We start from the raw sequence: 26,108 nt of genomic DNA, 5'->3' as shown, positions 1-26,108 counted from the left end.
ATTTTTTGTATTTATATATGCAGAGAAAATTAACTCTTTGCTGAATTATTAATAGCCTCGTCTGGCTAAGTTGGCTGATTTTATAACGATGAAAAATTGGTTTTCAGATGGGGCATTTCGCACCATTATCCGCAATAGCGCCTATTTAGGTTCCAGTAATGTGGTGAGTGCTCTACTTGGGCTGCTGGCGCTATCCTGTGCGGGTCAGGGAATGACTCCCGCACTGTTTGGTGTATTGGTCGTCATTCAGTCATACGCCAAATCAATCAGCGACTTTATTAAATTCCAGACCTGGCAATTAGTTGTGCAGTACGGCACCCCCGCACTGGCGAATAATAATCCGCAGCAGTTTCGGGATGTGGTGTCGTTTTCCTTCGGTCTTGATATTGCCAGCGGGGCTGTCGCCATTGTCGGTGGCATGGCGCTGCTGCCGTTTCTTTCTGACTCTATGGGGTTGGATGCGCAGAGTTTTTGGTTAGCCATGCTCTATTGCACGCTGATCCCTTCGATGGCGTCGTCGACGCCGACCGGTATTTTACGGGCGGTGGATCGTTTTGATTTGATTGCGATTCAGCAGGCGACCCGGCCATTTTTACGCGCGGCAGGCAGTGTGATTGCCTGGTGGGGCGAATATGGTTTTGCCGGATTTGTGATTGCCTGGTATATCTCAAACCTGGTCGGCGGCACCATGTACTGGTGGTTTGCCGCGCGTGAGTTGAGACGCCGGAATATCCAGGGCGCTTTGCGTCCTCGCCTGTTTGCGTCTGCGCGTCGCATACCTGGAGCCTGGGGTTTTGTCTGGTCGACGAACATTGCCCACTCTATCTGGTCGGCTCGAAATTCCTGTAGCACGGTGTTAGTCGGTATTGTCCTTGGCCCCGCCGCCGCCGGGCTCTTTAAAATTGCGATGACCTTCTTCGATGCTGCTGGCACGCCTGCAGGCTTGTTAGGGAAAAGTTTTTATCCGGAAATTATGCGACTTGATCCCCGCAGTAAAAGACCGTGGCTGCTGGGTGTGAGGTCTGCATTGCTTGCCGGAGGCATCGGAATTGCGATTGCCCTGCTGGTGGTGGTGGTAGGAAAACCGCTGATTTCACTGGTGTTTGGGGCTAAATATCTTGAAGCGTATGACTTAATTCAGGTGATGTTAGCCGCCATCATCATTTCTATGTTGGGGTTTCCACAAGAGTCGCTGCTCTTAATGGCGGGTAAACAGCGCGCTTTCCTCGTTGCCCAAACGTTCGCCTCTGCCGGTTATCTCATCCTGTTGATTGCGCTCTCGCATATTTTTGGCGTTATGGGCGCTGCCTTTGCCTATTTTTTCGGCCAGTGCCTCGATGTGTTGTTTTCGCTGGGCCCCACGCTTAGGGCTTATTTTCAGCGCCATTTATTGGTGTTTAAGGAATCGACGGAGCGTAACCAATGACAGAGAAACGTTTTGCACCTGATGTACTTCAGCACCTGTTTATGGCGGTGGAAGAAGATGACTATGTCGACTCGCAGGTAAGCCTGCCGTCGGTGATTGATTTGTCCTGCTCGGCGGAAATCGTCCACAGCAACTATGCGCTGTGCCTGCAATTTTGGGAGGACGGTGTAGACCGGGAGGCGTTGTTGCGTCTCACACTGAAGCAGGCCGTCGGCGATGAACTTTCTCCGGTAGAACGCATGCAATACAAATATATGCGCGCACGGTTTAAGCATTTGCGTTTTGCCCAGCGGCTTTACCTGCGACAGCATCGGGCTGGTTTCCTTTTTGGCAAAACCACCGTTTATCTCGGCCGTTTCCAGGATGGGTTCCGAAATCAAAAGAAGGACATCATCACGTTTTATGCCCGGTTGTTGCGTATATGTTTGAGCGCGCCAGCATGGAGGCTGATGCGGTACAGCCTGAGCCATAGCCGTCTGGCGAGCGTAGAGGATTTTGTTGCTTATCGTCAGGGGCAAATACGCACCCTGAAAGCCTATGTCACCAAACCGGCGCTAACGGGCAGAGAGTTCCACGATGTACGAAAAATCATCAGTCAGCAGGTTTCTTACTACGATACCCTGAGGTCTATTGCTCCTGAACATAAAGAGGCGCGGCAAATTTCGCGTTTTCTGGCGGCAATCAATGGGTTAATGGGGGACAGGCATGATGTGATGGTCGCAGATGATATGCACAATCGCCTGTCCTACGACACACCCGTTGCGCTGGATGATGATATCCGTCAGCGCCTGGCGCTGCTTATTGAGCGTTTTCCTTTGTAAGGCGGACGGGAGGTATGATGACGGGGTACCGATGGCGTTATGCGCATATTCTGGCGCTAGTGGCCACGCTGCTGTTTTTCTCTGGCTCGGCCACTGCGCATAACTTTGTCGTTGGCAAAGCCGTTTCGCCCATTGCTGTTAGTGACGGTGGCGAATTGTTGCTGAGTGAGGATGGCAGCATTGTTTATCATCGCTGGAATAGCGCTCAGTTCGCGGGAAAGGTGCGCATCGTGCAGTACATCGCCGGAAGAAAATCGGCGAAAAAGAAAAATTCGTTGCTGATTAAAGCGGTAGAAAAGGCGGATTTCCCCGTCAGCGGTTTCCAGCCGACCACCATTGTGAATACGGATGATGCCATCTTTGGCAGCGGCTATTTCGTGCGTGGAAAAATTGAAAAAAATAAGCGGCGCTACCCATGGGCGCAATTCATTATCGATGCCGAGGGATTGGGGCGAAAAACCTGGCGGCTTCCGGAGGAGAGCTCCACTATTTTTGTACTGAATCAGAATGGCCAAATTGTCTGGGCCAAAGATGGCGCTCTGACAGAAAAAGAGGTGGATACGGTTATCGCGCTGGTGTGGAAACTCCTTGCCGGGTATGACAAGCCGGATCGCATTGAAAACAGCGTGGTGTTCAGTGATTAAGTTCTACAGTCGACTGAAAATGAACGTCATTGAACGCTATGTTGTGGGAGGCGCATGCCGCCTGATGTTCGCCATGGTTGGCTTCCTCATCTTCATTTTTACCTGCTATTGCGCGCAACGTTATCTGACAGAAGCCGCCAACGGTACGCTGGCGCTGGACGTTGTACTGGATGTTGTCTTTTATAAAGTATTGATTGCGCTTGAAATGCTACTGCCAGTGGGGCTGTATGTCGCGGTCGGCGTTACGCTGGGCCAGCTTTACACTGACTCAGAGATAACGGCAATATCTGCGGCCGGCGCCAGTCCGTTGTGTCTGTATAAAGCCGTCATGTATCAGGCGGTGCCGTTGAGTATTCTGGTGATGTTACTCTCTGTATATGGCAGGCCCTGGGCATATGCGCAAATTTATGCACTGGAACAGCAGTCGCAATCTGAGCTGGACGTTCGTCATCTGCAGGCGAAAAAATTCAATGTGAATGACAATGGTCGCATGATTATGGCCGAGCGGATTAACCCCACCACGAACCATCTTACTGAAGCGCTGATTTATACCTCCGCCGGGGGAAAAAGCAGTATTTTCCGGGCGCATTCCATCGACATCATTGACCCTTCTCCGCTTACGCCAACGGTCGCGTTACACACCGGAACGTCATACACCCTGAGTCATGAAGGTACAGATGATAACGAACAGATATATCGCAACCTGCAGTTACATCTGAATCCGCTGACACCGCGTATTGAAATCAGACGCAAGGCCAAATCAGCCGAAATGCTGACTCAATCCAGCGATCCGGCCGATCATGCCGAACTTCAATGGCGAGAAAGCCGTGGCATCACGGCGCTTTTGATGGCGCTGCTGGCAATTCCATTAAGCCGGGTGAAGCCCCGTCAGGGGCGATTTGCGACGTTACTTCCGCTAACGCTGATGTTTGTCGCGATTTTTTATGGTGGTAATGTCTGTCGCACACTGGTGGCGAATGGCGCCATACCCCTTATTCCTGGCGTATGGTCGGTTCCTGTCCTTATGCTCGCCGGTTTGCTGTTGTTGGCCGCGCGTGACTTTTCCTGGCGACAAAAATTCTCCCGATGAATATATTCAGCCGTTATTTGATTCGTTATCTCTTCACCGGGTTTGCCGCGGCGGCGGGCTTGTTGCTGCCGCTTTTCACGACCTTCAACCTGATCAATGAACTGGATGATGTGAGCCCTGGTGGCTATCACTGGACACAGGCCCTGCTGGTCGTATTGATGACGTTGCCGCGTTGCTTTATCGATCTCGGGCCCTTTATTGCCCTGCTTGGTGGGATTGTCGGGTTGGGGCTGCTGTCGAAAAACAGCGAGCTTACCGCCATTCGCAGTACCGGTTTCTCCGTATTCAGAATTGCAATGGTGGCGTTGACGGCGGGTATTGTCTGGGCGGCCTCGTTAGGGGCGATCGACGAGTGGCTGGCGTCACCTCTACAACAGCGCGCGTTGCAAATCAGGAATGTGGCAATGGCGACAGAGAATGGCGTTGATATCAGCGGGAATATATTGTGGGCCCGGCGCGATAATACTTTTATGACGGTGAAATCACTGAATGAACAGGGGCAGCCCACAGGTGTGGAGATCTTTCACTATCGCGACGACCTTTCTCTTGAGTTCTACATTTATGCCCGTAAGGCGACGATTGTGGAAGGCGATAAGTGGCTGCTTCAGGAAGTGAATAAAAAACAGTGGTTAAATGGCAAGGAATCCACTGAAATTAAAGATGTTTTACCCTGGGATGCATTTTTTACCCGTATGAGTCTGGATGTGCTCTCGCTGCCTGCTAATACTTTCTCCGTCGGCCAACTCAATCATTATATTGCGTATTTGCAACAGACTCGCCAGCCCAGCCTTGAGTACCACCTGGCGCTCTGGCAAAAACTGGGAAGGCCCATTTTAACGCTGGCGATGATTTTGCTGGCCGTCCCTTTTGCCTTTGTTGCGCCACGTTCGTCAGCTCTGGGTAGTCGTCTGGCAGTCGGTGGCATCGTGGGGCTGTTGCTTTACATCAGCTACCAAATTGTCGTCAACCTGGGGTTATTGTTTGCTTTGAGCGCACCGTTTATCGCACTCACGTTACCGACACTCTGCGTCATCGTCGCACTCATGTTGATCTGGCGATACGATAAGGTGCGGTGAGTGAATCAGCCATACGCTTTGAGGACGTATGGCTGTGGTGCTTACGCTTTCAGCGCGGCGAATGCCTGAATAATGGCATCGATTTGCGCATCGCTGTGCGCGGCATTCACGCTACAGCGCAGCAGGGTGATACCCGACGGCGCGGCGGGCGGCAGGATGAGGTTCACATAAACACCCAGCGTAATCAGCTCACGCCAGAATCTCAGCCCCTCATCTTTAGAATCCATGATAACCGGCACGACCGGGCTAATGTGTGAACCTAACTGATAGCCCAGTTTCTCCAGCCCGTCGTACAGACGGTGGGCGTTATCCCATAGTTTCTGACGTAGTTCGGGGTGGGTGGCAATTGTTTTTAGTGATGAGCGCACGGAAGCTATGCTTGAGGGGGAGGGCGACGCGGTGAAAATATACGGGCGACTGCTGTAGCGCAACACCTCCATCTCTTTTCCGCCGATGGCGAAGCCGCCAATCGAGGCCAGACTTTTGCTGAAGGTGCCGACAATGATATCAACGTCCTGTTCCACACCGACAGCTTCAGCCAACCCGCGCCCCGTAGCCCCCATCACCCCGAACGAGTGGGCTTCATCAACAATCAGAAAACCACCCAGACGACGTTTGATATCGACAATTTCAGCCAGCGGCGCGACATCGCCGAGCATGCTGTAGATGCCTTCGACGATGATGATCGCTTCGCGGGCGCGATCGCCCAGGCGAAGCATGCGGCGCTCCAGATCCTGCGCGTCGTTGTGACGAAAACGGATAATCTCCGCCCCGCCCAGAGCACAGGCGTCGTAGATACTGGCGTGACTGTCGGCATCCAGCAGGACGACGGCGTTGTGGTCTGCCAGTGTGCTGATAACCCCAAGATTAGCGGTATAGCCCGTTGAAAATACGATAGCCGTCGGGCGACCGAAGAAGTGGGCCAGCTCTTGTTCCAGCGCGAGGTGCGGGCCATAACTGCCATTCGCCATGCGTGAGCCGGTTGTCCCGGTTCCCTGGGCCGCCAGCGCGGACTGGCCCTGAGCGATTGCGTCGGCATTGAAGGTCAGCCCGAGGTAGTTATTGGTTCCCGCCAGAATGACTTTCTGCGCGCCAATACGCCCCTCCGTTGCGGAATATACCTCATCAATGCACGTGCCAAAGGGGGTAATGCCTGACGTGCAGAACTGTTCGCGATCGCCAACAAGACGCGCAAATTTTTCATAAATGCCCATTGTTGTTCTCCAGATAGGGGATTAAGGCTTCCACTAATTGCGCGGGGGTTCTGACATCAAGTAAGATATTGATAGGAATGGAAATATCATATTCGTCTTCCAGTTCCATCAGCAGATCCATTACTTTTATCGACTCGAGCCCCAGATCGTTGACCAGGTCACTGTCTGGTTTGATGTTCAGTCCTTTTGCGATCATCTCCCGTAAGCAGGAGAGAATGTATTCCATCACTCTTTCACGATTTACCATAGAAATGCTGCTACGCCTTTAATGTGAATAATCAAAATAGCCTGTGGTGAAATGCATGAGTCAGGCTAATCCCTGGAGACCAGTTGAAATCGTCGACTGCGTTGTTAATGTTTACCGACCAGTCCGCATGCGTGAGTTCACCGATTTTTTCACGGGTGAGCATCGGTTCTTTTCCTGCTAACTGGCTAAGTCGGGTGCTGATATCGGCAATCAATTGCAGCAAATAAAGCGGTACGCTGACTAAGCGGACTGGGCCATTACGGGCCTCTGTTGCTATTTCCTGTAGCTGTTTCCAGCTATAGCTCTCTGTGCCGTCACATAATTCGTAGATGCGCGCCTGGGGGGCTTCGCAGGATAACCATTGCGTGACGGCCAGTGCTAAATCGATCACATGGATAAATGAGAGTTTCGTTTCTGCGGTACTAAGCTGGGGAAGGATGCCCCTTAGCATCCAGTCAAACAGGGGCTTTAGCTCCTGGTCGCCTGGGCCATACACGGCAGTGGGGCGGAAAATGCCCAGAGAAATTCCCGAGGACATCGCTGCGAGTTTCTGTTCGGCAATATATTTTGAGTTGGCATACCAGGAGAGCTCTGGATGGCGAGCCGCCAGGGAAGAGATAAACAGAAAACGCTCGCAGCAGCCGCCTTCCTTTGCCGCCTGCAATAAACGCAGGCTGCCCATCACATTGCAACGGGTGAACACCTCTTCGGTATGCCCGCGAACCTGCCCTGCGCCATGAACGATGTAGCGCGCGCCTTTCACCAGTTCAGCCAGCGAGTTCCTGTCTTCCAGCGAACCGTGAACCCAGGTGATGTGCTGATCCGAATCAGAACGTGGGGTGCGAGTTAAGGCCCGAACCGTAAAGCCGCGGGAAAGCAGGTTGGCGAGAATATGTTTGCCAATAAAACCTGTGCCGCCCGTCACCGCGACCGTATTGTTCATTGTACGTAACCCACTATCGGCGTCTGTTGGGGAGCGATAGTGTCGGTAAACGGCGTAAGGTATCGACGTTTTGCCTCTGCACGCGCAGGCTTACCGGAAGAGGTACGCGGAATGCTGTGCGGCGGCACAAATTCTATGTCTACCGTGACGCCAAATTCACTTTGAATGTGCGCCGTCAGCGCATGCAGCATTTGCTGGCGGTGCTCTTCAGAGCTGATTCGGCACTGGATTTGTAAGACGATCCGCTCCTGAGCAGTGACAAACGCGATTGCATTACCGGAATGAATACCCAGTTCTTTTTCTACTGCATATTCAATGTCTTGCGGCCAGATATTTCGACCATGAATAATAATCAGATCTTTGATTCGCCCTGTGACGTAGAGATCGCCGTCCAGCAGATAGCCCAGGTCTCCCGTGTCCATCCAGCCGGTAGACTGAATTTCCTTTTGGGAGACGGGATCCTGAAAATAACCGCTCATCAGGCTTGGGCCTGAGATACAGATATGGCCGATCTCTCTTTCTGGCAGGCATTTCCCTTGTTCATTACGAATTTCAATGTAATGGCCAGGAAGCGCCTTGCCGCAGTTAGCAAAGGTAGAGACCGCACGTGTTTCCGGGGTAGGCGGTAGGGCTTTCCCCTGACGTTCGAGAATATCACGGTCAATTTCATTAACCTGAAGGCCAGCATCTTCGGCAGAAAAACTTACCGCCAGAGCGTTTTCGGCCAGACCGTAGCAGGGCATAAATGCGCGAGGGTTAAACTGCGCATGGCTGAATCGCTCGCCAAACTCTTTTAACTGCTGCGCAGGAATAGGCTCCGCGCCAATTCCTGCCACGCGCCAGCAGGCGAGATCGAGTTCAGCAAGATCTTTATCATTGACGCGACGCAGGCATAAATCGTAGCCAAACGGCGGTGCCACGGAGACGGTACAGCGGTTTTGAGTAATGAGCTTTAGCCACTGCAACGGGCGCATAGCGAAATCTTGTGTGCGCAGGTAATCGACGGAAAGCTGGGTTGCTACCGGTGTGAGCAGGAAACCCACTAATCCCATATCGTGATAGAACGGCAGCCAGGAGACGCAGCGATCATTTTCACGTAATTTTATGCCGTCGTGGCTAATGACCCGCAAATTAGACATCACTTCCCGGTGAGTAATAATGACTCCTCGCGGGAATCGCGTGCTGCCAGAGGTATATTGCAGGTAAGCAATATCATCCGGCGATGGGAGCGGAAGGTTCGTCTCTTTTTCCGGAAGAGCGTTAAAATCGTTGTGGCTGAGAATATGAACCGGAGGGATGTCGATATTCTCAACATCAATAAGTGATAGCCATTCATCACTACTGATAATTGCTGCTGGCTTACAACTGGTTAATAAACCCTGAAGTTTGGTGGTGTATGAGGCACGTTGCCCGACCCCCATAGGAATGGCGAGCGGAACGGCAACCAGCCCGGCATACTGGCAGGCAAAAAAGGCTTCGACAAAGCCAATGCTGGTTTCTGCAATAAGAGCGACGCGCTCGCCTTTGCGAATATTGAGGGACAGCAGTCGCCGTGCTCCTGCTTTTGCATGCTGTTGTAGCTGGCGATATTCCAGCGTGTGCTCAAGCTGGAGCCGCCGATCATAGAAGTGCATACCGTTGCAACCCTGGGCTGCATAGTCCAACGCTTCCGCCAGAGTGGGGAAGTCCGCATAGCGCATTGGCAGTGCATGGGGTAAGTTTTTGTTGGACATATATACCATGATAATATTTTAATTAAAAAGTTACAGGACAATACGGCGGGGCTAATATAAATTATATTGTCATGAAAGGTAAAGTTCAGGTTTGCGTTTATTTTTACTAATCATTGATATATTTGTTGGGCTTTTTGTTGTGTGTGTATATATAGTTGGTAATTATATTTGTTTCTTTTAAATGCTTGCTGATGTATTTGTTTTGAATATATCTTTCAGGTTATTCGGTATTTCTGAAATGTTCGGGTGGAAATATTTCGGTTAGTTATTTTTTTAAATATAAAATACAGGATGTATATGGTTAGCATTGAGAAAGTGGTGAGCAAGCCTGAACGCAAAGCTTTCATTTCTTTTCCTTCGTCATTATATCGTGGCGATCCTAACTGGATCCCCCCTTTGATGATGGAGCGTTTAGAGCATCTTTCCGGGAAGAACCCCGGTACCGAACACATTCAATGGCAGGCATGGGTTGCGAAGAAAAATGGCCGGATCGTCGGGCGGATAACCGCGCAAATCGACAGCCTTCATCGCGAACGATATGGCGATGATACCGGACATATTGGCATGCTCGATGCCATTGATGATGAGGAGGTTTTCAGCGCGCTGTTTGCCGCAGCAGAGTCCTGGCTGGCGGCTGGCGGGACGCGAAAAATTACTGGCCCCTTCAGCCTGAATATCAACCAGGAGAGCGGGTTGCTGATTGAGGGGTTTGAAACTCCGCCTTGCGCGCTGATGCCCCATGGGAAGCCCTGGTATGCCGCACAGGTAGAACAGCAGGGCTATGGGAAAGGTATCGATCTGCTGGCTTACTGGATGCAACGCACTGACTTGTCTTTCTCACCGGCGCTGACTCGTCTGATGGAGCAGACGCGTAAGAAAGTAACCATTCGTTGTATTAATCGAAAACGCTTCGCTGAAGAGATGCAGGTTCTGCGTGAAGTTTTTAACTCTGGTTGGCAGCATAACTGGGGATTCGTGCCTTTCACCGAGCGTGAATTTGCCGTTATGGGCGAGCAACTGAAGTATTTGGTTCCGGACGACCTGATTTACATTGCGGAGATTGATTCCGCGCCCTGCGGTTTTATCGTTGGTATGCCAAACATTAACGAAGCGATTGCGGATTTAAACGGAAGTCTGGTTCCCTTTGGCTGGGCGAAATTGCTCTGGCGCCTGAAAGTTAGTGGAGTACGCACGGCGCGCGTTCCGCTGATGGGGATTTGCAAAGAGCATCAGTTCAGTCGGATCGGCCCGGTGATTGCCCTGCTGCTGATTGAGGCGTTGCGCGAGCCATTTGCCAGACGCCACATCGATGCGCTGGAGATGTCCTGGATCCTCGAATCAAATACGGGGATGCGAACGATTCTGGAAAAAATTGGCGCGAAGCCCTATAAACGTTATCGGTTGTATGAAAAAGCGCTCTGATAAAACGCCACCTGCGGTTGCAGGCGGCGTTTGGGCGCGTTAACGCTCGCGGAAGGCTTCCGCTTTGGCGCGCAGAATAGGTTTTAGCAGGTAGGCGAGAATTGTTTTTCTGCCGGTAATAATATCTACCGATGCGACCATGCCTGGTATGATTAATAACGGTTTTTCGTCACTACCCAGGTGATTCTTGTCGGTACGCAGGCGCACGATATAGAAACTTTTACCCTCTTTATCCGTCACCGTATCCGGACTTATCTGTTCCAGTTTCGCCTTCAACCCTCCGTAGATGGTGTAATCATAAGCCGTGAATTTCACCATTGCTTCCTGGCCGGGATGAAGAAAGGCGATATCCTGCGGGCGAATTTTGGTTTCAATCAGCAGGGTGTCATCCAGCGGGACGATCTCCACCAGATCGCTACCCGGCTGAATGACGCCGCCGATGGTATTGACCATCAACTGTTGCACAATACCGCGCACCGGGGAAGTCACCAGCGTGCGGTTCACCCGGTCTTCAATGGCTTTGCCGGAGGCCGCGATTTTGCTGAGCTCGGTGCGGGCTTCATTGAGTTGAGAAAGTGCTTCGCCTCGGTAGCGGTCTCGTGTTTCGCCGATCTTGTTTTCTATCTCTTTAATGGCTGCCTCTGCCCGCGGGATGCCCAGCGTGACGGATTCCAGTTGACCACGGGTGTCAACTTCAGAGCGGCGCAAACGTAATACTTCTACGCGCGAAATTGCCCCTTTGGCCACCAGCGGTTCAGACATGCTGATCTCCTGTTGCAGCAGCCCCAGGCTTCGGCGGTACTGTCCCGCTTTCGCCTGGTAGTCCAGTAACTCCTGCTTTTTCTGCACCAGTTGTTCGTTCATCCCACCGATTTCACTCTGAATACGCTGTTTGACGCTGGTAAAAAGCGCCATCTCGCCGCTGGCGATATCCGGCGATTTCTCGATGATTTCTGAAGAGAGCGAGAGCGTTTCCTGGTCGGCAAGCTGAGCGGTGAGGCGCTGGACGCGAGCCTCCAGCGCCAGGCGATCCGCTTCAGATTCACCGGCATTAGAGCGGAAACGGGTGTCATCCAGTCGCAGCAGAGGTGCACCGGCCTTAACGACTTCACCTTCATGCACAAACACTTCGGAGACGATGCCGCCTTCGAGGTTCTGTACTTTTTGCAGGCGGGATGACGGAATTGCCCGGCCGTCGCCGCGCGTGACTTCGTCAATATTGGCAAGGGATGCCCAGACAATCATCACAATAAAGAAGGCGAGAATTGCCCACAGGGTTATACGTACCACGCGCGGTGAGTCATCAAGCAGCGCTTTGTTGACTTCGTTTGCGGTGAGCGTCGCGTGGTTTTTGTCACCAAAGAGCCATTTTGTCAGGCGATTGAGCAGGTTAGCGGTTTGCATGGATTTGCCCCTTCCTTAGTGCATTCATGACGCTCTCTTTCGGCCCGTCGGCAATGATTTTGCCGTTATCGAGGATAATTAAGCGATCAACCAGCGATAACAGCGATGCCCGGTGCGTGACCAGCAACAGCGTTTTGTTGCTCACGATCGGGGCGAGCGCTTTTTTAATCAAATCTTCGCTGGTGTTGTCCATTGAGCTGGTGGGCTCATCCATCAGCAGGATCGGGGGATCGAGCAACAACGATCGGGCCAGGGCGACAGCCTGACGCTGCCCTCCGGACAGGTTCATTCCTCGCTCACCAACCTGCATGTTGTAGCCAGAGGGGTGGCGACGGGCGAACTCATGAACGCCAGCAATGGTGGCTGCACGGATCATGGTGTCTTCATCAACGTAGCCAGCTCCGCTGAGCAGGTTGTCACGCAGCGTTCCGCTAAACAGATGGATATCCTGAGGCGCATAGCCGACGTTATGACGAACATCGTTGATATCGAGCTGGCGAGAGTCGATACCATCCACCAGGATAGTGCCGCCTTCTGGTTGATAAAAGCCGACAAGCAGTTTTGCGAGTGAACTTTTCCCCGAGCCGCTCCGCCCAATGATGCCTACTTTTTCACCGGGCTCGATTTTTAGCGAGATGCCGTTAAGAGACACATACTGATTTTGAGGATAACGAAAAACCACATCGCGGAACTCAATAGAGCCAGTGAGGGTTTCGCGTTTTAACGGCACTTCGCCGTCTTCCACTTCCTGTTCAAGATCCATCATTCGGTCGATGGTGGCTTTGGTCATCCGTGCGCGCTGGTAGCGCGTGATCAGGCCACAAAGTTGGCCAATCGGCATCATCGCACGGCGGTTAAGCAGGTAGCAGGCAATTAACCCGCCCATACTGAGATTGCCGGCGATAATGCTGTAAACGCCAGCGACAATCAGCACAACGCCGCCGAACTGCTGTATCCAGACGGTAAAATTAACGGCGATGTAGGAGAGCGATTTGACTCTGAGCTCCAGCTTGCTGAGCTGGCTGATAACTTGCTCCCACTGGTACTGGCGTTCGCTTTGGGCATTGTTCACCTTGATGGCATCAAGCCCGGTAACGGTCTCCACCAGCATTGCCTGCCGCTCGGTTGACAGGCGGTATGTTTTTTGTACCTCAGACAATAAAGGTTTCTGAATCAGAATGTTAACCAGTAAGGCGATGGGGTAACAAAGTAAGGGAACAAACGCCAGCGGCCCGCCAATAATGGCAATAACCAGTAAAATGAGCAGGGTGAACGGAAGGTCGATGAGGGCTGTTAGCGTCAGTGAGGAAAGGAAATCGCGAACCGATTGATACTCCTGGAAGTTCTGCGTAAAGCCGCCCACGCGTGCGGGGCGTTGCTTCATTTTCATTCCCAGTAGACGCTCAAACAGAGCCGCGGATACGATAAGATCCGTTTTTTTCCCCGCAAGATCGAGACAAATTCCTCGTAATATCTTCAGTATTAAATCAAAAATGAAAGCGACTGAGATGCCGATGGCCAGCACCCACAGCGTGGCGGTGGCGTGGTTTGGCACCACGCGATCGTAGACGTTCATGACGAATAACGGGGTGGCGATCGCGATGATGTTGATAATAAAACTGGCAACGATGGAGTCGAGATAGAGATATTTCGACAGTTTAAGCGTGTCTTTAAACCAGTTTTGGGTTTTGGGTATTGCGGCGGTTGGCTGACTATCAAACTCATGTTCTGGCTGCAGGAAAATGACCTTCCCGCTATAGTTTTCTGCCAGTTTATCGGCTTCCAGTACGATTTCACCGCCTTCCGTTTCCGTAGGCAGCAGACGGGCGCGTTGCTTCTCATCCCAGCCAATCAATACGGCAGCCTGTTCATTTTTTAATAACAGGATGGCGGGCAGTGAAAGGGTGGAAATTTTGTCCAGATCGCGATGCATTACGCGGGCTTTTAGCCCTGCACGCTTCGCGGCACGGGGGAATACACTCAGAGTGAGTTGGCTTGCCCGTAGAGGAAGCCCCGCAGTTAATACATTACGACTGGTGATGACATTATGCAGTTTACATACAATCATCAGCGAATCGAGAAGGGGATCGTCATGGCTTTGACGTGGGTCCTGTCTGAGTGCGTTTTCAGCATCGGCGGGGAGCACAGGATCAATCGAATATGTAGATGTGGCCATAATAAGACCCCTCAAATTCCAGCGAAAATTCGCTCAGGCACAAAGAAACGAAGGGCTAATCCATCAGAAGCGATGAAATAGCCCGTGAGCCCAGTATTAATTATTTCAATTCAGGCAGATTAACATGCGCGGTTTGCTGTTCTTCTTCCGGCTGTGCCGCTGAGGGCGCCTGGATTTTGAGTTGTTTTAGCAAATCGCCAATTCGCGCATTGATACGGTAGGCCGTGAACATTTCCACAAACTGCATCTCGACATAGCGGCGCTGGGCGGTGAAGACTTCATTTTCACTATCCAGCATGTCGAGCAAGCTACGTTCGCCGATGCTGAACTGCTCCTGGTACGCGGTGCGAACGGTGGCACTGCGTTCAGCGTAATCTTTGGCGATAGGCACCTGCTGTTTGGCATTTTCTCTGGCATTCCAGGAAAGGCGCAGTTCTTCATCCAGTTGGCGAAGAGCATTACGTTTTACATCCTGTGCTTCCTGCATTTTGTATGCATAGGAAGAGAGTTGGGCTTTGTCGCTGCCGCCATTGAATAAGTTGTAACGCATTCTGACCATGGCCTGCCACTCCTGGTCATGGCCGCGCGTTCCGTCGACATTGTTATCCATGCGACGACCCACATCGACGTCCACGCTCGGATAGAAACGGGATTTTGCGGCTTCATACTGTTGACGGGTGGCTTCTACATCTGCATCGGCTTGTTTCAGCAGCGGGCTGTTTTCCAGCATTTGTTTGCGCGCTTCCGCCTGGGTCGCCGGCACTGTCGTTGCGACGGGTAGCGAAAGATCCGTTGCCTCTTTCCCCACGACGCTGTAGTAATTCGCTTGTGCATCCTGCAGGTTAGTCTGTTCAGTCAGCAGATTATTTTGCGCCTGAGCGAGACGAGCCTGCGCCTGTTCGAAGTCCGCTGTCCGGCCAACACCCTGTTCTGTTCGCAGGCGAATTTGATCAAAAACGCGTTCATGGTTTCTGAGATTATCTTCTGCCAACTGCACCATTCTCTGGCGCATCAAAACATCCAGGTAGGTCTGGATAGCATTCAGGGCGGTGACTTCGCTGGTGTTCATCACCGCATGCGCGCGTGAGTTTACTGTTGCTTGTTGCCTGGCGACTTCACTGGTTGTCGCGAAGCCGTTAAACAGGTTTTGACTCAAATTAATGCTGGACTCACTGCGATGCAGATTACGGCGATGGTCGTTGGCTGCACGAGTCGTCGCATTATCCGTTTGTTCCCAGCCCGTCCCGGCAGTGACGTCCAGGGTAGGAAGATAGCCGCCTTTTGCCGCGCGTAAATCCTGGTCTGCGGAGTAACGGCTGTTTACCGAGGCGCTCACTTGTGGGTGCCACAATAAGCTGTCTTTTACCGCTTGTTCCAGTGTCGCTGCGCTAATGTTTTGCGCGAACAGCAGCGGCAGTGAGAGGCTTGTTAAAACGCGAATTGATTTATTCATGATGAGATCCTTTCCTTAAATTCTGTTCCCTTGCTGGTGAAACCGGCCACCAGAGGTAGTGCTGTGTAACAAATTCGATATCAATCGTTGTCAAACGCGGTTTGGTCGATGGATAACCTTTTTTTTATATTTGCTCTGTCGATAATCAAATGACGTTTAATGCGCGCCCTGACGGGCGCGCGGTTAAGATGATTATCAGGATTCAGCTTCAGGCTTCGCAATCAGATGCTCGACTTGTGATTCATCAGCGGCAGCCCAAACATCGCTATCTTCTGAGCCTCCCCCTTCAGCCGGCACATGTTGAACCTGACTGTTCTCTGCAACGTTCATCTGTTCTGGTGTCTGGATGAGGTCGCTGAGATTATTGTTCCCGTCGCTGTTTATCAGGTCGTTAAAGTCCAGAGGTTCCTCCTGGTTCAGCACGGTGTGCTCAGCAGGAGATGACTGCTGGTTTGCCTCTATCGGATTAGATTCTGTGTCACTCGTTTCTGGTTCGCCCTGGTCACCCAGTAGCGTTTTCAGTGAATCGTCTTCCTGAGCGACAGCCTTCGCGGTTTCGTAAACCACTGACTCAAGGGGCAGTTGTTCTGTGTCGACGAGCAGGTTTTCCTCGTTATCAAGCTGCGAGTCTGCATCTGGCTGATTTGCCAGCGTGTCATCGTCGTTTTCCTCTGCCTGCCACTCTGTTTCCACATCCAGCGAATCGGTGATATCAGCGAGTTGCGTCATGGGGGTATCGCTATCAGCATCGCTGTCGTAAGCCATACCCTCATCACCGTCGAAGACAAATTCGCTTTGGTGATCGCCATCGGCGGTCGTTTCAACATTCATGGTGACGTCGCCCAGATCCTGCTGCCCATCAGGTACGGTGACGGTCATTTTTCCGGTGTAACCTGTTGTGCCTTCGACGAAAGTCAGCGTATAGACACCATCCTGATAGGTTACATTTGCCAGCCCTGCTCCATCGAAGGTTGCATTTTCAGGAAGCCCGGCCAGGGTCACTTGCGTGAGAGTTTCAGCGTCATCGGTGCTCTCAAGCTGAATATCAAGCGTGAATTTTAGCGTCCATGTGGCTGTCGTTTCGCCTGGATGTTCAGAGAGGCCATCGCCATAAATGATGCCTTCAATATGGTTCGATGCCGGGCTCCCCAGAATTAACTTGTCGGACTCTTTGCCATAAACGGAAATCGCCGTGAGCTCGTTTATGTACCCGTTATTTGGGTCGGTCGCATCAATGCGGTAATCTTCACCGGCGCCGACCAGGAAGATGTAGTCCTTATAGCCCTCTCCACTGGTAGTCTTATTGCCCTGGACTTTTGCCACATTACCGCTGTTATTGACGTCCAGAACAAAGATATCGCTGTAGTTTTCTCCTGCTTTATCAGAGCTGGCGTTGCTTTTATCGTAAATAACGATTTGTTTGCCGGGATCTTTGCACGCGGGGGGAGTATCGCCTTCGGCTATCCAGACGCGCACGTTGTCGCCAATGGCGACGATTTTTCCATCAACAACGTCGAAGCCCAATCCACTCGGATCTTTACTGCCGCCATTCACTTCAAGCACTTTCTCGTCAGTCGGTTCGCCCGGATTCTCCTGCGGGGTGCCTGGTTTAACGTTTACGGTTAAGCGATAGTCGTCTTCATCGGTGTCTGTGTCTGTGTCTGTGTCTGTGTCTGTGTCGGTATCGGTATCCGTGTCGGTATCCGTATCGGTATCCGTGTCCGTATCTGTGTCGGTATCCGTATCCGTATCTGTGTCGGTATCCGTATCCGTATCCGTATCCGTGTCGGTATCCGTGTCGGTATCCGTGTCGGTATCCGTGTCGGTGTCCGTATCCGTGTCCGTATCGGTATCGGTGTCCGTGTCGGTATCCGTATCGGTATCCGTGTCCGTATCTGTGTCGGTATCCGTATCGGTATCCGTATCGGTATCGGTGTCCGTGTCTGTGTCGGTATCCGTATCGGTGTCCGTGTCTGTGTCCGTATCGGTATCCGTATCCGTATCAGTATCAGTATCGGTATCCGTATCCGTATCCGTATCCGTATCGGTGTCGGTGTCGGTGTCGGTATCCGTGTCGGTGTCAGTATCAGTATCCGTGTCGGTATCCGTGTCCGTATCGGTATCCGTGTCCGTATCGGTATCCGTATCGGTGTCAGTATCGGTATCGGTATCGGTATCGGTATCGGTATCGGTATCGGTATCGGTGTCCGTGTCCGTATCGGTGTCCGTGTCTGTGTCCGTATCGGTATCAGTATCAGTATCGGTATCCGTATCCGTATCCGTATCGGTGTCGGTGTCGGTATCCGTATCGGTGTCCGTGTCCGTGTCCGTATCGGTATCGGTGTCCGTGTCTGTGTCCGTATCGGTGTCGGTATCCGTATCGGTATCGGTGTCCGTATCGGTGTCGGTATCCGTGTCCGTGTCCGTGTCCGTGTCGGTATCGGTATCGGTATCGGTATCGGTATCGGTGTCCGTATCGGTATCGGTATCGGTGTCGGTATCCGTATCGGTATCGGTGTCGGTGTCGGTATCCGTATCGGTGTCCGTGTCTGTGTCCGTATCGGTGTCCGTGTCGGTATCGGTGTCGGTATCGGTATCGGTATCGGTGTCGGTATCCGTATCGGTGTCGGTATCCGTATCGGTGTCGGTATCCGTATCAGTATCAGTATCAGTATCCGTATCCGTATCCGTATCGGTGTCCGTATCGGTATCCGTATCAGTATCCGTGTCGGTATCCGTGTCGGTATCCGTGTCGGTATCTGTATCGGTGTCGGTATCCGTATCAGTATCCGTGTCGGTATCTGTATCTGTATCTGTATCTGTATCTGTATCTGTATCGGTATCGGTATCTGTATCTGTATCTGTGTCTGTGTCTGTGTCTGTGTCGGTGTCGGTGTCGGTGTCGGTGTCGGTGTCGGTGTCGGTGTCGGTGTCGGTGTCGGTATCCGTATCCGTATCCGTATCCGTATCCGTATCCGTATCCGTATCAGTATCCGTGTCGGTATCGGTATCGGTATCTGTATCTGTATCTGTATCTGTATCTGTATCTGTATCTGTATCTGTATCTGTATCGGTATCGGTATCAGTATCCGTGTCGGTATCTGTATCCGTGTCGGTATCCGTATCGGTATCTGTATCTGTATCGGTGTCGGTATCTGTATCCGTGTCGGTATCGGTGTCCGTATCCAGGATTGTCAGTTCTTCTTCAATTTCTGTATCAGGAAAGACCAGTCCGTCGGTAGGGTAGCCGGCAGTGGGATCAAGCATTTCACCGGTAAGATCAAGAACGACATGCGTATGGGCTCCCCCAGTTCCTGGAGCTCCGGTCTCGGTGACCGGTTGTGGGCCTGCAGCCGTAGCTTCGAGTATTTGAGTCGGATCCTGACCATCGGCAATCGCCTGCTGGATAGCGGCGATGTCTGTTGCGGTTGTTTCAGAGGAGGTAGTCGGCGTTATGCCTGCACTGTTCCAGTGGCTATCGCGACCGAGATCGAGCGTTTTGCCATCAGCCAGAGTGACGGATACCGCTCCGGTGGCGCTGGTTTCGATTTGTTCACCGGCAAAGATCTTATCCCCTTCCACCAGTAAACGTCTGCTTCCGTCAGGTGAAATAGCGAAAGCTTGTCCAATTATGGCCTTTATTGTTCCGACTACATCGCTCATAATACATTCCTCTTAATATTACGTGAACGTTTCCATTTGTTCATGGCGGTGAGTTTCCTGAATCGCTATATCAACATAATTAAATTCTGTTAAATAAGCGGAAAAGATGGTGCATTCACTCGAATGTATTAGTTCTAATAGTGCCAGATGCTATGACGAAGACATCTGGTGAATGAATGCTGTATAGAGTAATAAAATAATACGCTGAATATGTCGTTTCTTTGATTTAAATGTTGTTTTTTTAAAATTGATTTGTAAAGAAATCTATTGTGTTTTATCTGGCATAAAGAGTTATGTATTGCCTGGTCGTGATGGTTTGAAATTAAATATTGGATTAGTGGTGGTGTCCAGGGTTAGATGTGCATGTGATTGAATGTATGGGTTTTATATCTCGTAAGATTGATATAGAAAGGGAAGGGGGTATTCATTGATAGTATATATCATTTAATGATAATGATTAGTTTTTATTATGATTGTTATAGCAGGTAGCTAAGTCATTATACTTCCATGTCGTATGCCTCACTCTTTTTCCTGTCGTGCCATGCATCATGCTTAATATATCAATCTTCTTTAATAAATTGATTTTTTATATAATAAATAATGCTAATAGTGAATCGTCATATCGGTATTATCGGATGAAATACCGATATGAGGGATTATGAATCCTGATATGGTTCCGTCATGAGAGCGGCTGCCCTCTTTTGTTTACATCAAATCAGACCTTCATCTTCGTCCTGAATTAATCCTTCCAGCCCGCTTAATCTCTGGCGAGCCTGAGCGCGGTTAAGCAGTTTGCTTTGTGCTGCTGGAGGGAGGTCTGTAATACTGATAATCCCCTTGCTCATGAGAACCTCAATAAGATCTTCCAGTACGCGAACCATATCGAGATCGCTTTGCTGAAGCTGCTGTAAGGTAGCCGCCCGCAGTGTGTTAACCTTTAACCATTCCGCAATTTCGGGGGTTGTGTGTTCATATTGCTCGGTTGACGCCGGGAATGAAGAGGACTCAACACGAATAATTCGTCCGTCGTTATCCCGCTCGATAAAATGCATGGTAACTCTCCTGACAGTTATTTAGTGAGTGTGCTGGCGTCGCTAAAATAACGCCCCATCGCACCATACAAACCAATTTGTTCCAGTACGGCCAGTTCTCCTTCTGTTTCAACACGCTCTGCAATCAGAGGGAGATTGATCTGGCGGGTCGCCCAGTAAATGGCTTCGATAAACAGCTTTTTATCTTCTTCTTGATCAATATGACGAATATATCCGCCGTCGACTTTGATCCACGCCAGCCCCCATTGAGGCAGGTTGCCAATCAGATGAAAACGTCCGCCAAAGTGCTGAATACCCAGGCGACATCCCAGCGCATTGAGTTTCTGTACCAGCAGGTTAACCTGTTCCGGGTCGGGAAGTTCATTTTCGTCCAGCTCGAGCGTGAGTCGGCCAGAGAGATGGCGGGCATTTTTTAGCGGCTGAAGCAGGTTATTCATACTGGTTTCATCAGCGACACTTTCTCCGCTGATGCTGAGCGCAAATGGCTGAGTACTATTTTCCATGGCTTTCAGCGTCTGTTTTAACATGACGATATCCATACGACGGCTTAATGCCAGGCGATGGATCCATGGCATAAACCGACCTGCCGGAATGAGCTCTCCCTCTTCTGTTTTAATGCGAGCGAGGATCTTCTGATGGAGAATAATATTCTTATTGTTGCATTGATAAACGGGCTGAGAGAAGAGTTCAAACGCGTTGTTGTGCAGCACCGTTTCAAGTCGGGTGTGCCAGCGATGGTGGTCATCGTCGTTTTCTGTCTCTTGTGTTGCCTGTATATCGGCAAAGAAACTCATTTCCGTTTCCGCCATGGCTAAAGCCTGATCTGCCTGCAACAGTACTGCTGACGCGGTATCCCCAACGCTAAATGCTAACTGAGAAAAGTGTGCGACAGGCGTTACATCGCTCATGCCGGTCTCGTGTAAGGCTTTCAGTTGGGTACTGAGGGTGGCAACCAGGTTTTCCATTTCCTGAGGAAGGATCGTCGGGGCGATAATGGCAAATTCACCGCCGCGAACGCGCGCAAGAAAACCTTCATTATGGAAAAAGCGTCGTTGAAGCTGGTTAAGAATGTCAGCGACAGCGATTAATAGCCGATCGGTTTTCGCTCCGCCAAGCCGCTGATTTAGCCCGATGAGATCCTGCACACGCAGCAGAATCAGATGACCTGCGGGATGTTCTTCATCGCTAAGGCGAGATTGCAGTTGAATATCAAAGGCGCGACGGTTGTGTAGCCCTGTCAGGCTATCGTTGTAAGCTTCCTGACGAAGCTTTTCAGTGCGCGAGGCTTGTTCGCTAAACAGAGCCTTAAGCTGGGTTACCATCATATTCGTCGCTTCGACCACGCGACGCAGTTCCGGTGTTCTGGGGCGGGCAGGGAGGTTAAGAAATTCCCGACGGCTAATGGCCATGGCCTGCTCAACGATATAGTTTAGTGGGCGCAGGCTTCGGCGCAGCATTAACATCGCGCCAAAAACGCAGATTACGCTACAGGCGCTGAGTAGCATAAAGCTGGCGATCAGACTATCCCAGAGACGGTTCAACGCGAACATGGGATGGCTTATGACTTCAACGCGCGCCGCTTGCGTCCATCCTCTCATTACTGTGGCCTCGCCCTGACCGGGATTGAGCCTGACCAGTCGCACAAACCAGGCGGGAACACTGGCGCCTTGTGGCATATTTTGTCGCTCTATCAGCGGCTTGCCAGTATTAATGTCAATAACCCGGATACGATAGAAATAACCGCTGTCGAAGATGGAGTTAACCATCAACTCCGTCATGACCGGATCATCAATGTTTGCCGTCAGCGACAGGCCCAGTGCTGTTGCGCTGTCCTGCGCGTGGGCACTCAACTGGTTGTGATACTGTTCACGAGAGCTTTCAAGCGTCACATAAAAGCTGCCGCAGAAGATGATCAGCGTGAACAGACAAATACCAATGAGTAGCTGTTTATAAAGAGACATGGCTACTTCCTATTCATTAATTACAAATCCTTCTGCACGCATTTTGGTGAGAAGATCCTGCCAACGAGAAAGTTTTTTACTATCGCCAACGCGCTTATTTTTTCCGGCTTGTGGAACCCATAGACCTTGCCCGTTAAAGGAGTAAACCGGAAGCAGGTCGTTACGCTGAGTTGCCGGAAGAATAGCGGTCTTTAAATTATCCAGAATTAATGGAACAGCATTGGGGGTGGCATACCAGGCTACAACCATATGTGCTTGATTCAACTGTAATGCCTTGACGTAAGTGATTCGTAACTGGCTGGCGGGTACGCCCATCTCACGCAATGTGAAATATTTCGCCAGCGCGTAGTCTTCACAATCCCCCGCCCCTTTACGTAAAAGTTCTATTGGCGTTGCCCAGTAATCCTGTTGCTTCCAGACGACAATGTCATCGCGAAAACGTACCCGGTTGTTAAAAAACTGATTTACGCGATTCAACTTATCTTTGATATCGCCCTGAGGAGGGTTTTTTATCAACCCTGCCCAGTCATTAATATTTCGTTGTGTCGCTGGCGTAGCCGGCCCATAAAGGCGCTGGGTTCGAAGGTTAATGGTGTCGAAATCCCAACCGGCTATTAACCCTGGTGTGGTGATGAGCAGTAACACCAGAACACAGCATAACCACCGTGACCGGAAAGTAATTTGCGCGACTTTTGCTACAAGCCCATTCATCTTTGCGTGGTTTACCGTAAAGGTTTATGCCGTGAAGTCATGCTGTTCCCGCCAGTATTTGCGATAAGCAACATAGCCTGAAAGATAGTGGCCGATATCGTCAATTCTGACATGTACCCGATGGTGACGAATAAAAAAGCTGCCCTCAATGCGATCTGGTTTTTTGAAAAACATAGCCAGTTCTGGCCAGAAAAAACCATTTGTCAGATAACGCGCACGAGCCTCCAGCGCAACCTCAAATTTCGCTGTGTCGAAGTCATCCAGTAAATACCGAAACTCTGAGTCGGCAAGCCTGGTTATCATACGTGAAGCCGCCATCATGAGTTCGAGCAGGGTAGGGTATGTCGTTACCCGATTAATAACGAAATCAAGATGATCGCGAACGTTGTCCAGGCCAAATTTATAGTAGCGTTCTTGTGGGCGATAAAGGGTCAGCTCGTTTACGCCGTAGCCCATCCAGTGATCGTGTGCCCGCCAGTGCTTATGTGCAATAAAGTGCTCTATTGCCCGCTCGACAATATCTAACCAGCGTGCTTCTTTTGTTAGCCCATAAAGACGCATCAGCGCAAAAGTTGCTTCTCCATCGTAGTAAATTGTGCGGTGTTGCGCTTTTAGCGAAAGATCTCCTGCGTGATAGACATGATTAAATCCACCCGTCTCCTCGATTTGCATAAAACTGATGCCATTCGCCAGCCGTTGCATTTGCGGCAAATAACGTTGGTCGCCTGAAATTTCGGTGTATTTAGCAAAAGCGAGGATACTGACAGCGTTACCGCCAAGTTTAATTTCTTCTCCGGTATCGATCAGGAAATCGGCTTCGCTGCCGTCAGGGAGGCGCCGGGTCTGAATCAACGCTGTTGATAAGTAGGCCAGCGCACGTTCGATAACGGTGAATTGCCCCGGATCCTGCGTTACTTCCCATCCCTCGAGTAGCGCATAGGTTGAACCCGCGTGCCGAACGGTGTTGTAGCCTTTAATCGGCTTATCAAAGCAGGGAAACCAGCCATAGTGATAACGGCCCGATTCTTGCGCCTGGCGTCGTAGATAATCCGCGGCTGAAAAAATCATGGGATCGAGCTCATCCTGCCAGCGGGAGAGCTGGCGGTAGCCTGCACGCTTACCGGAGGCTTCGATAGGGTAAACCTGCTTTCCATCCGTAAACAGGCTACGAGTGGTGAATCGCCACAATAGTTGTTCTGGCCGCGTGGGCCACCCGAGTTCCCGAGCGAATTTTTTACGTGAGTAGTTCGCAAGATTGATAGGATTGGGAGCCGCAACACCTTCTGTCTGCTGGTACAACATCGCGTTTGCAAGGAGTTCGTGTTCAAGAATTGCGTACTGGAAGCGATAATCGAAACTTAAACCAAAACGGAAATAATTACGCTTTGTTCTACTGAGCTTCTCTTGCAGTGTTTCCCAGTTCAGCGTTTCGATTTTGTCGACAGCATCCACACGTAACCAAATTGGCTCACGAGTTTGTGTTTCCTGCCACTCCCGCAGCGCCAGAATGCCTTTAAGCCAGGCCTTATCCAGAGTCTGACCCTGAACGCAAAGGGTGGAGGCTCGCTCCAGTCCATTACAGATACTGAAAAACAAAACGTATTCCGGAAATGGTGTCGGCTGAGGAGAGAGATGAAGTCGATTTAGCTCGGGGCGGGCCAGGGTAATTAAATGCGCCAGTGCCGTGTGATGAGGTGTTTCAGCATCATATTGCCCGGCAAAGAGGGTAAAGATGAAGTCTCTGGCGGCCTGGGAAAGAAATGGGTTATCAATTAAATCCAGAAGCGTGTCTTTCGTTTTACTATAAAAAAGACGAGGGGCATGTTTACCGCGCTGAATCATATTGGTAAAACGATTTAAATAGAGGGCCAGAATATCATGCTGTTCTGTTTGGCTCAGGTGATGTTGTGAATGTATGAAATCATAGGCAGAAAGATAGATTTCTACTGCATTAGCAGGACTGGTACCTTTTGCCGCCAGAGAGATATTATCCGCTTCGTTAATAAAATAATATTGCTTTCGGTTTCCGAGGATGGCGATGTTGCTGACGATGCAATACATCTTCATCATAAACCAGTTATCTTCCCGAACAGGGATATTATCAGGAAAGTTAATGCTATGTTTTCTGATTAAATCGGTTCTGAGGAGTTTGCCAAAAACGGTTAACGAGCGGTAGAGTTTCGTTTGTGTGAAGGTGAGGCCGCTCACATTGTCCTGATAGTGGAAGGCTGAACGGCTAATCGCTCTGCTGCTTCCTTCTGCTCTAAAATAGGGCATGCATACCATATCGATATGGGGATCTGACTGGGCGAGGGCCAGTGCATCGGTAAGTGCATGTGGGGTGATATAATCATCAGAGTCAATAAATAGTACCCATTTCCCGCTTGCAACCTGCAGCCCATTGTTTCGTGGCCGCGACGCCCCCCCTGAATTTACCCTTCTTCTTAGAATAATAATATTAGGGAAATCAGAGATGAAGCGTTGAAGAACATGATAACTATTATCTGTTGAGCAGTCATCAATCAGGATGAGTTCTATATTACGTTTGTCGTAGTGGCAATGCTTCAGTTTATTTAAACAATGATGAATAGCCTTTTCTCGATTATAAACAGGAATGATAATCGAAATGACAGGTTGCTGCGTCGTTTCTCTTTTAATTGTGTCTTGAGTAAAGTCGGCTGACTCCGCGTGCGGCATGATAATCTCCCTCATATCATTGTTTACTGATTTTCCATCCAGGAAGACATTAATCTCTCACGATTCATCCCGGAATGCTATTTTTCTTACGAATATTGACTCTCTAAGAAGCACTATGAGAACAGGCTTCCCCTTTTACGCGCCGTTGTGATCTGAAGTCTGCGACACGACGTCGGTGAGGAAGGGGGCGATGTTCGTCTGTTTCGGTTTTACATCTGTTCCTTCTTCTATCTATATAGAAGAGAAGAAATGGCTCGTTGATGCCAGTAAGCCATTTTTAGCATCAAAGTAGGAGGGCGAAGTGCGTTCAGCGCGTGGCTTCCTTACCACTTCTGATATTTATCGATGATTTTTGTGGATAACTCTGTGGGCAAG

At 50.6% G+C, this 26,108-nt stretch carries 18 protein-coding genes; 6 read left to right on the top strand and 12 right to left on the bottom strand.

The genetic code is table 11. The annotated features are described in order from the left end of the window. The first annotated feature begins 88 nt into the window (after nucleotides 1–88). The 5 genes from VSR74_RS19935 to lptG are packed head-to-tail and all read left to right on the top strand — an operon-like array spanning nucleotide 89 to nucleotide 5,057. Nucleotides 89–1,426: a lipopolysaccharide biosynthesis protein gene (locus VSR74_RS19935; RefSeq protein WP_411914272.1), complete on the top strand. Its 1,338-nt coding sequence runs from the start codon at nucleotides 89–91 to the stop codon at nucleotides 1,424–1,426. Next, entirely contained in the window at nucleotides 1,423–2,247 is an 825-nt protein-coding gene (locus VSR74_RS19930) for a hypothetical protein (protein ID WP_347796302.1), read from the top strand. Before VSR74_RS19935 ends, VSR74_RS19930 begins: the two co-directional genes overlap by 4 nt. A 17-nt stretch (nucleotides 2,248–2,264) precedes the next feature. After that, nucleotides 2,265–2,891, top strand: coding sequence for a YtfJ family protein (locus VSR74_RS19925; RefSeq protein ID WP_347796301.1), 627 nt, complete (start codon nucleotides 2,265–2,267; stop codon nucleotides 2,889–2,891). Nucleotides 2,892–2,910: 19 nt separating this feature from the next. Further along, complete coding sequence (lptF, locus tag VSR74_RS19920) at nucleotides 2,911–3,981, top strand: LPS export ABC transporter permease LptF (RefSeq protein WP_347796403.1); 1,071 nt, start codon at nucleotides 2,911–2,913, stop codon at nucleotides 3,979–3,981. Then, a complete protein-coding gene (gene lptG, locus VSR74_RS19915) occupies nucleotides 3,978–5,057 on the top strand; it encodes an LPS export ABC transporter permease LptG (RefSeq protein ID WP_347796300.1) in 1,080 nt (359 codons plus the stop codon). Before lptF ends, lptG begins: the two co-directional genes overlap by 4 nt. A gap of 41 nt (nucleotides 5,058–5,098) precedes the next feature. On the opposite strand, the gene spt is transcribed toward lptG, so the two are convergent. The 4 genes from spt to VSR74_RS19895 are packed head-to-tail and all read right to left on the bottom strand — an operon-like array spanning nucleotide 5,099 to nucleotide 9,203. After that, nucleotides 5,099–6,271: a serine palmitoyltransferase gene (gene spt / locus VSR74_RS19910; protein ID WP_347796299.1), complete on the bottom strand. Its 1,173-nt coding sequence runs from the start codon at nucleotides 6,269–6,271 to the stop codon at nucleotides 5,099–5,101. Further along, nucleotides 6,258–6,518: an acyl carrier protein gene (locus tag VSR74_RS19905; RefSeq protein ID WP_347796298.1), complete on the bottom strand. Its 261-nt coding sequence runs from the start codon at nucleotides 6,516–6,518 to the stop codon at nucleotides 6,258–6,260. The genes spt and VSR74_RS19905 overlap by 14 nt, the downstream gene beginning before the upstream one ends. A 31-nt stretch (nucleotides 6,519–6,549) precedes the next feature. Beyond that, on the bottom strand, nucleotides 6,550–7,461 hold the full coding sequence (locus tag VSR74_RS19900) for an NAD-dependent epimerase/dehydratase family protein (protein ID WP_347796297.1): 912 nt from the start codon (nucleotides 7,459–7,461) through the stop codon (nucleotides 6,550–6,552). Beyond that, nucleotides 7,458–9,203: a fatty acyl-AMP ligase gene (locus VSR74_RS19895; protein ID WP_347796296.1), complete on the bottom strand. Its 1,746-nt coding sequence runs from the start codon at nucleotides 9,201–9,203 to the stop codon at nucleotides 7,458–7,460. Before VSR74_RS19895 ends, VSR74_RS19900 begins: the two co-directional genes overlap by 4 nt. A 288-nt stretch (nucleotides 9,204–9,491) precedes the next feature. Between VSR74_RS19895 and VSR74_RS19890 the strand changes: the two genes are divergently transcribed. Further along, nucleotides 9,492–10,616, top strand: a complete 1,125-nt coding sequence (locus VSR74_RS19890) for a GNAT family N-acetyltransferase (RefSeq protein ID WP_411914271.1) — start codon at nucleotides 9,492–9,494, stop codon at nucleotides 10,614–10,616. A gap of 39 nt (nucleotides 10,617–10,655) precedes the next feature. Here the strand turns inward: VSR74_RS19890 and VSR74_RS19885 are convergent, their stop codons facing one another. The 8 genes from VSR74_RS19885 to VSR74_RS19850 form a co-directional block, all read right to left on the bottom strand. Then, entirely contained in the window at nucleotides 10,656–12,020 is a 1,365-nt protein-coding gene (locus VSR74_RS19885) for an HlyD family type I secretion periplasmic adaptor subunit (protein WP_347796295.1), read from the bottom strand. After that, nucleotides 12,007–14,196, bottom strand: a complete 2,190-nt coding sequence (locus VSR74_RS19880) for a type I secretion system permease/ATPase (protein ID WP_347796294.1) — start codon at nucleotides 14,194–14,196, stop codon at nucleotides 12,007–12,009. The genes VSR74_RS19885 and VSR74_RS19880 overlap by 14 nt, the downstream gene beginning before the upstream one ends. Before the next feature lie 100 nt (nucleotides 14,197–14,296). Beyond that, nucleotides 14,297–15,649 carry a TolC family outer membrane protein gene (locus VSR74_RS19875; RefSeq protein WP_347796293.1) on the bottom strand — a complete coding sequence of 451 codons (1,353 nt, stop codon included), beginning with the start codon at nucleotides 15,647–15,649 and terminating at the stop codon, nucleotides 14,297–14,299. Between the two features lie 195 nt (nucleotides 15,650–15,844). Beyond that, nucleotides 15,845–19,312: a retention module-containing protein gene (locus VSR74_RS19870; protein WP_347796292.1), complete on the bottom strand. Its 3,468-nt coding sequence runs from the start codon at nucleotides 19,310–19,312 to the stop codon at nucleotides 15,845–15,847. A gap of 710 nt (nucleotides 19,313–20,022) precedes the next feature. Next, complete coding sequence (locus VSR74_RS19865) at nucleotides 20,023–20,364, bottom strand: tryptophan synthase subunit beta (protein WP_347796291.1); 342 nt, start codon at nucleotides 20,362–20,364, stop codon at nucleotides 20,023–20,025. A 17-nt stretch (nucleotides 20,365–20,381) separates the two neighbouring features. Then, nucleotides 20,382–22,325, bottom strand: a complete 1,944-nt coding sequence (lapD, locus tag VSR74_RS19860; protein WP_347796290.1) for a cyclic di-GMP receptor LapD — start codon at nucleotides 22,323–22,325, stop codon at nucleotides 20,382–20,384. 9 nt (nucleotides 22,326–22,334) lie between these two features. Beyond that, nucleotides 22,335–23,036 carry a cysteine protease LapG gene (gene lapG, locus VSR74_RS19855; protein ID WP_347796289.1) on the bottom strand — a complete coding sequence of 234 codons (702 nt, stop codon included), beginning with the start codon at nucleotides 23,034–23,036 and terminating at the stop codon, nucleotides 22,335–22,337. Between the two features lie 24 nt (nucleotides 23,037–23,060). Next, on the bottom strand, nucleotides 23,061–25,733 hold the full coding sequence (locus tag VSR74_RS19850) for a glycosyltransferase family 2 protein (RefSeq protein ID WP_347796288.1): 2,673 nt from the start codon (nucleotides 25,731–25,733) through the stop codon (nucleotides 23,061–23,063). Nucleotides 25,734–26,108: the final 375 nt, after the last annotated feature.

Origin of the sequence: Pseudocitrobacter cyperus, from assembly GCF_039889165.1 — a bacterium.
Taxonomy (GTDB): domain Bacteria; phylum Pseudomonadota; class Gammaproteobacteria; order Enterobacterales; family Enterobacteriaceae; genus Pseudocitrobacter; species Pseudocitrobacter cyperus.
This window is presented reverse-complemented; position numbering and strand designations above follow the sequence as displayed.

Coding starts and splice junctions, on each gene's coding strand:
- VSR74_RS19935 (WP_411914272.1), top strand. CDS start 89: ATGAAAAATTGGTTTTCAGATGGGGCATTTCGCACCATTATCCGCAAT.
- VSR74_RS19930 (WP_347796302.1), top strand. CDS start 1,423: ATGACAGAGAAACGTTTTGCACCTGATGTACTTCAGCACCTGTTTATG.
- VSR74_RS19925 (WP_347796301.1), top strand. CDS start 2,265: ATGACGGGGTACCGATGGCGTTATGCGCATATTCTGGCGCTAGTGGCC.
- lptF (WP_347796403.1), top strand. CDS start 2,911: ATGAACGTCATTGAACGCTATGTTGTGGGAGGCGCATGCCGCCTGATG.
- lptG (WP_347796300.1), top strand. CDS start 3,978: ATGAATATATTCAGCCGTTATTTGATTCGTTATCTCTTCACCGGGTTT.
- spt (WP_347796299.1), bottom strand. CDS start 6,271: ATGGGCATTTATGAAAAATTTGCGCGTCTTGTTGGCGATCGCGAACAG.
- VSR74_RS19905 (WP_347796298.1), bottom strand. CDS start 6,518: ATGGTAAATCGTGAAAGAGTGATGGAATACATTCTCTCCTGCTTACGG.
- VSR74_RS19900 (WP_347796297.1), bottom strand. CDS start 7,461: ATGAACAATACGGTCGCGGTGACGGGCGGCACAGGTTTTATTGGCAAA.
- VSR74_RS19895 (WP_347796296.1), bottom strand. CDS start 9,203: ATGGTATATATGTCCAACAAAAACTTACCCCATGCACTGCCAATGCGC.
- VSR74_RS19890 (WP_411914271.1), top strand. CDS start 9,492: ATGGTTAGCATTGAGAAAGTGGTGAGCAAGCCTGAACGCAAAGCTTTC.
- VSR74_RS19885 (WP_347796295.1), bottom strand. CDS start 12,020: ATGCAAACCGCTAACCTGCTCAATCGCCTGACAAAATGGCTCTTTGGT.
- VSR74_RS19880 (WP_347796294.1), bottom strand. CDS start 14,196: ATGGCCACATCTACATATTCGATTGATCCTGTGCTCCCCGCCGATGCT.
- VSR74_RS19875 (WP_347796293.1), bottom strand. CDS start 15,649: ATGAATAAATCAATTCGCGTTTTAACAAGCCTCTCACTGCCGCTGCTG.
- VSR74_RS19870 (WP_347796292.1), bottom strand. CDS start 19,312: ATGAGCGATGTAGTCGGAACAATAAAGGCCATAATTGGACAAGCTTTC.
- VSR74_RS19865 (WP_347796291.1), bottom strand. CDS start 20,364: ATGCATTTTATCGAGCGGGATAACGACGGACGAATTATTCGTGTTGAG.
- lapD (WP_347796290.1), bottom strand. CDS start 22,325: ATGTCTCTTTATAAACAGCTACTCATTGGTATTTGTCTGTTCACGCTG.
- lapG (WP_347796289.1), bottom strand. CDS start 23,036: ATGAATGGGCTTGTAGCAAAAGTCGCGCAAATTACTTTCCGGTCACGG.
- VSR74_RS19850 (WP_347796288.1), bottom strand. CDS start 25,733: ATGCCGCACGCGGAGTCAGCCGACTTTACTCAAGACACAATTAAAAGA.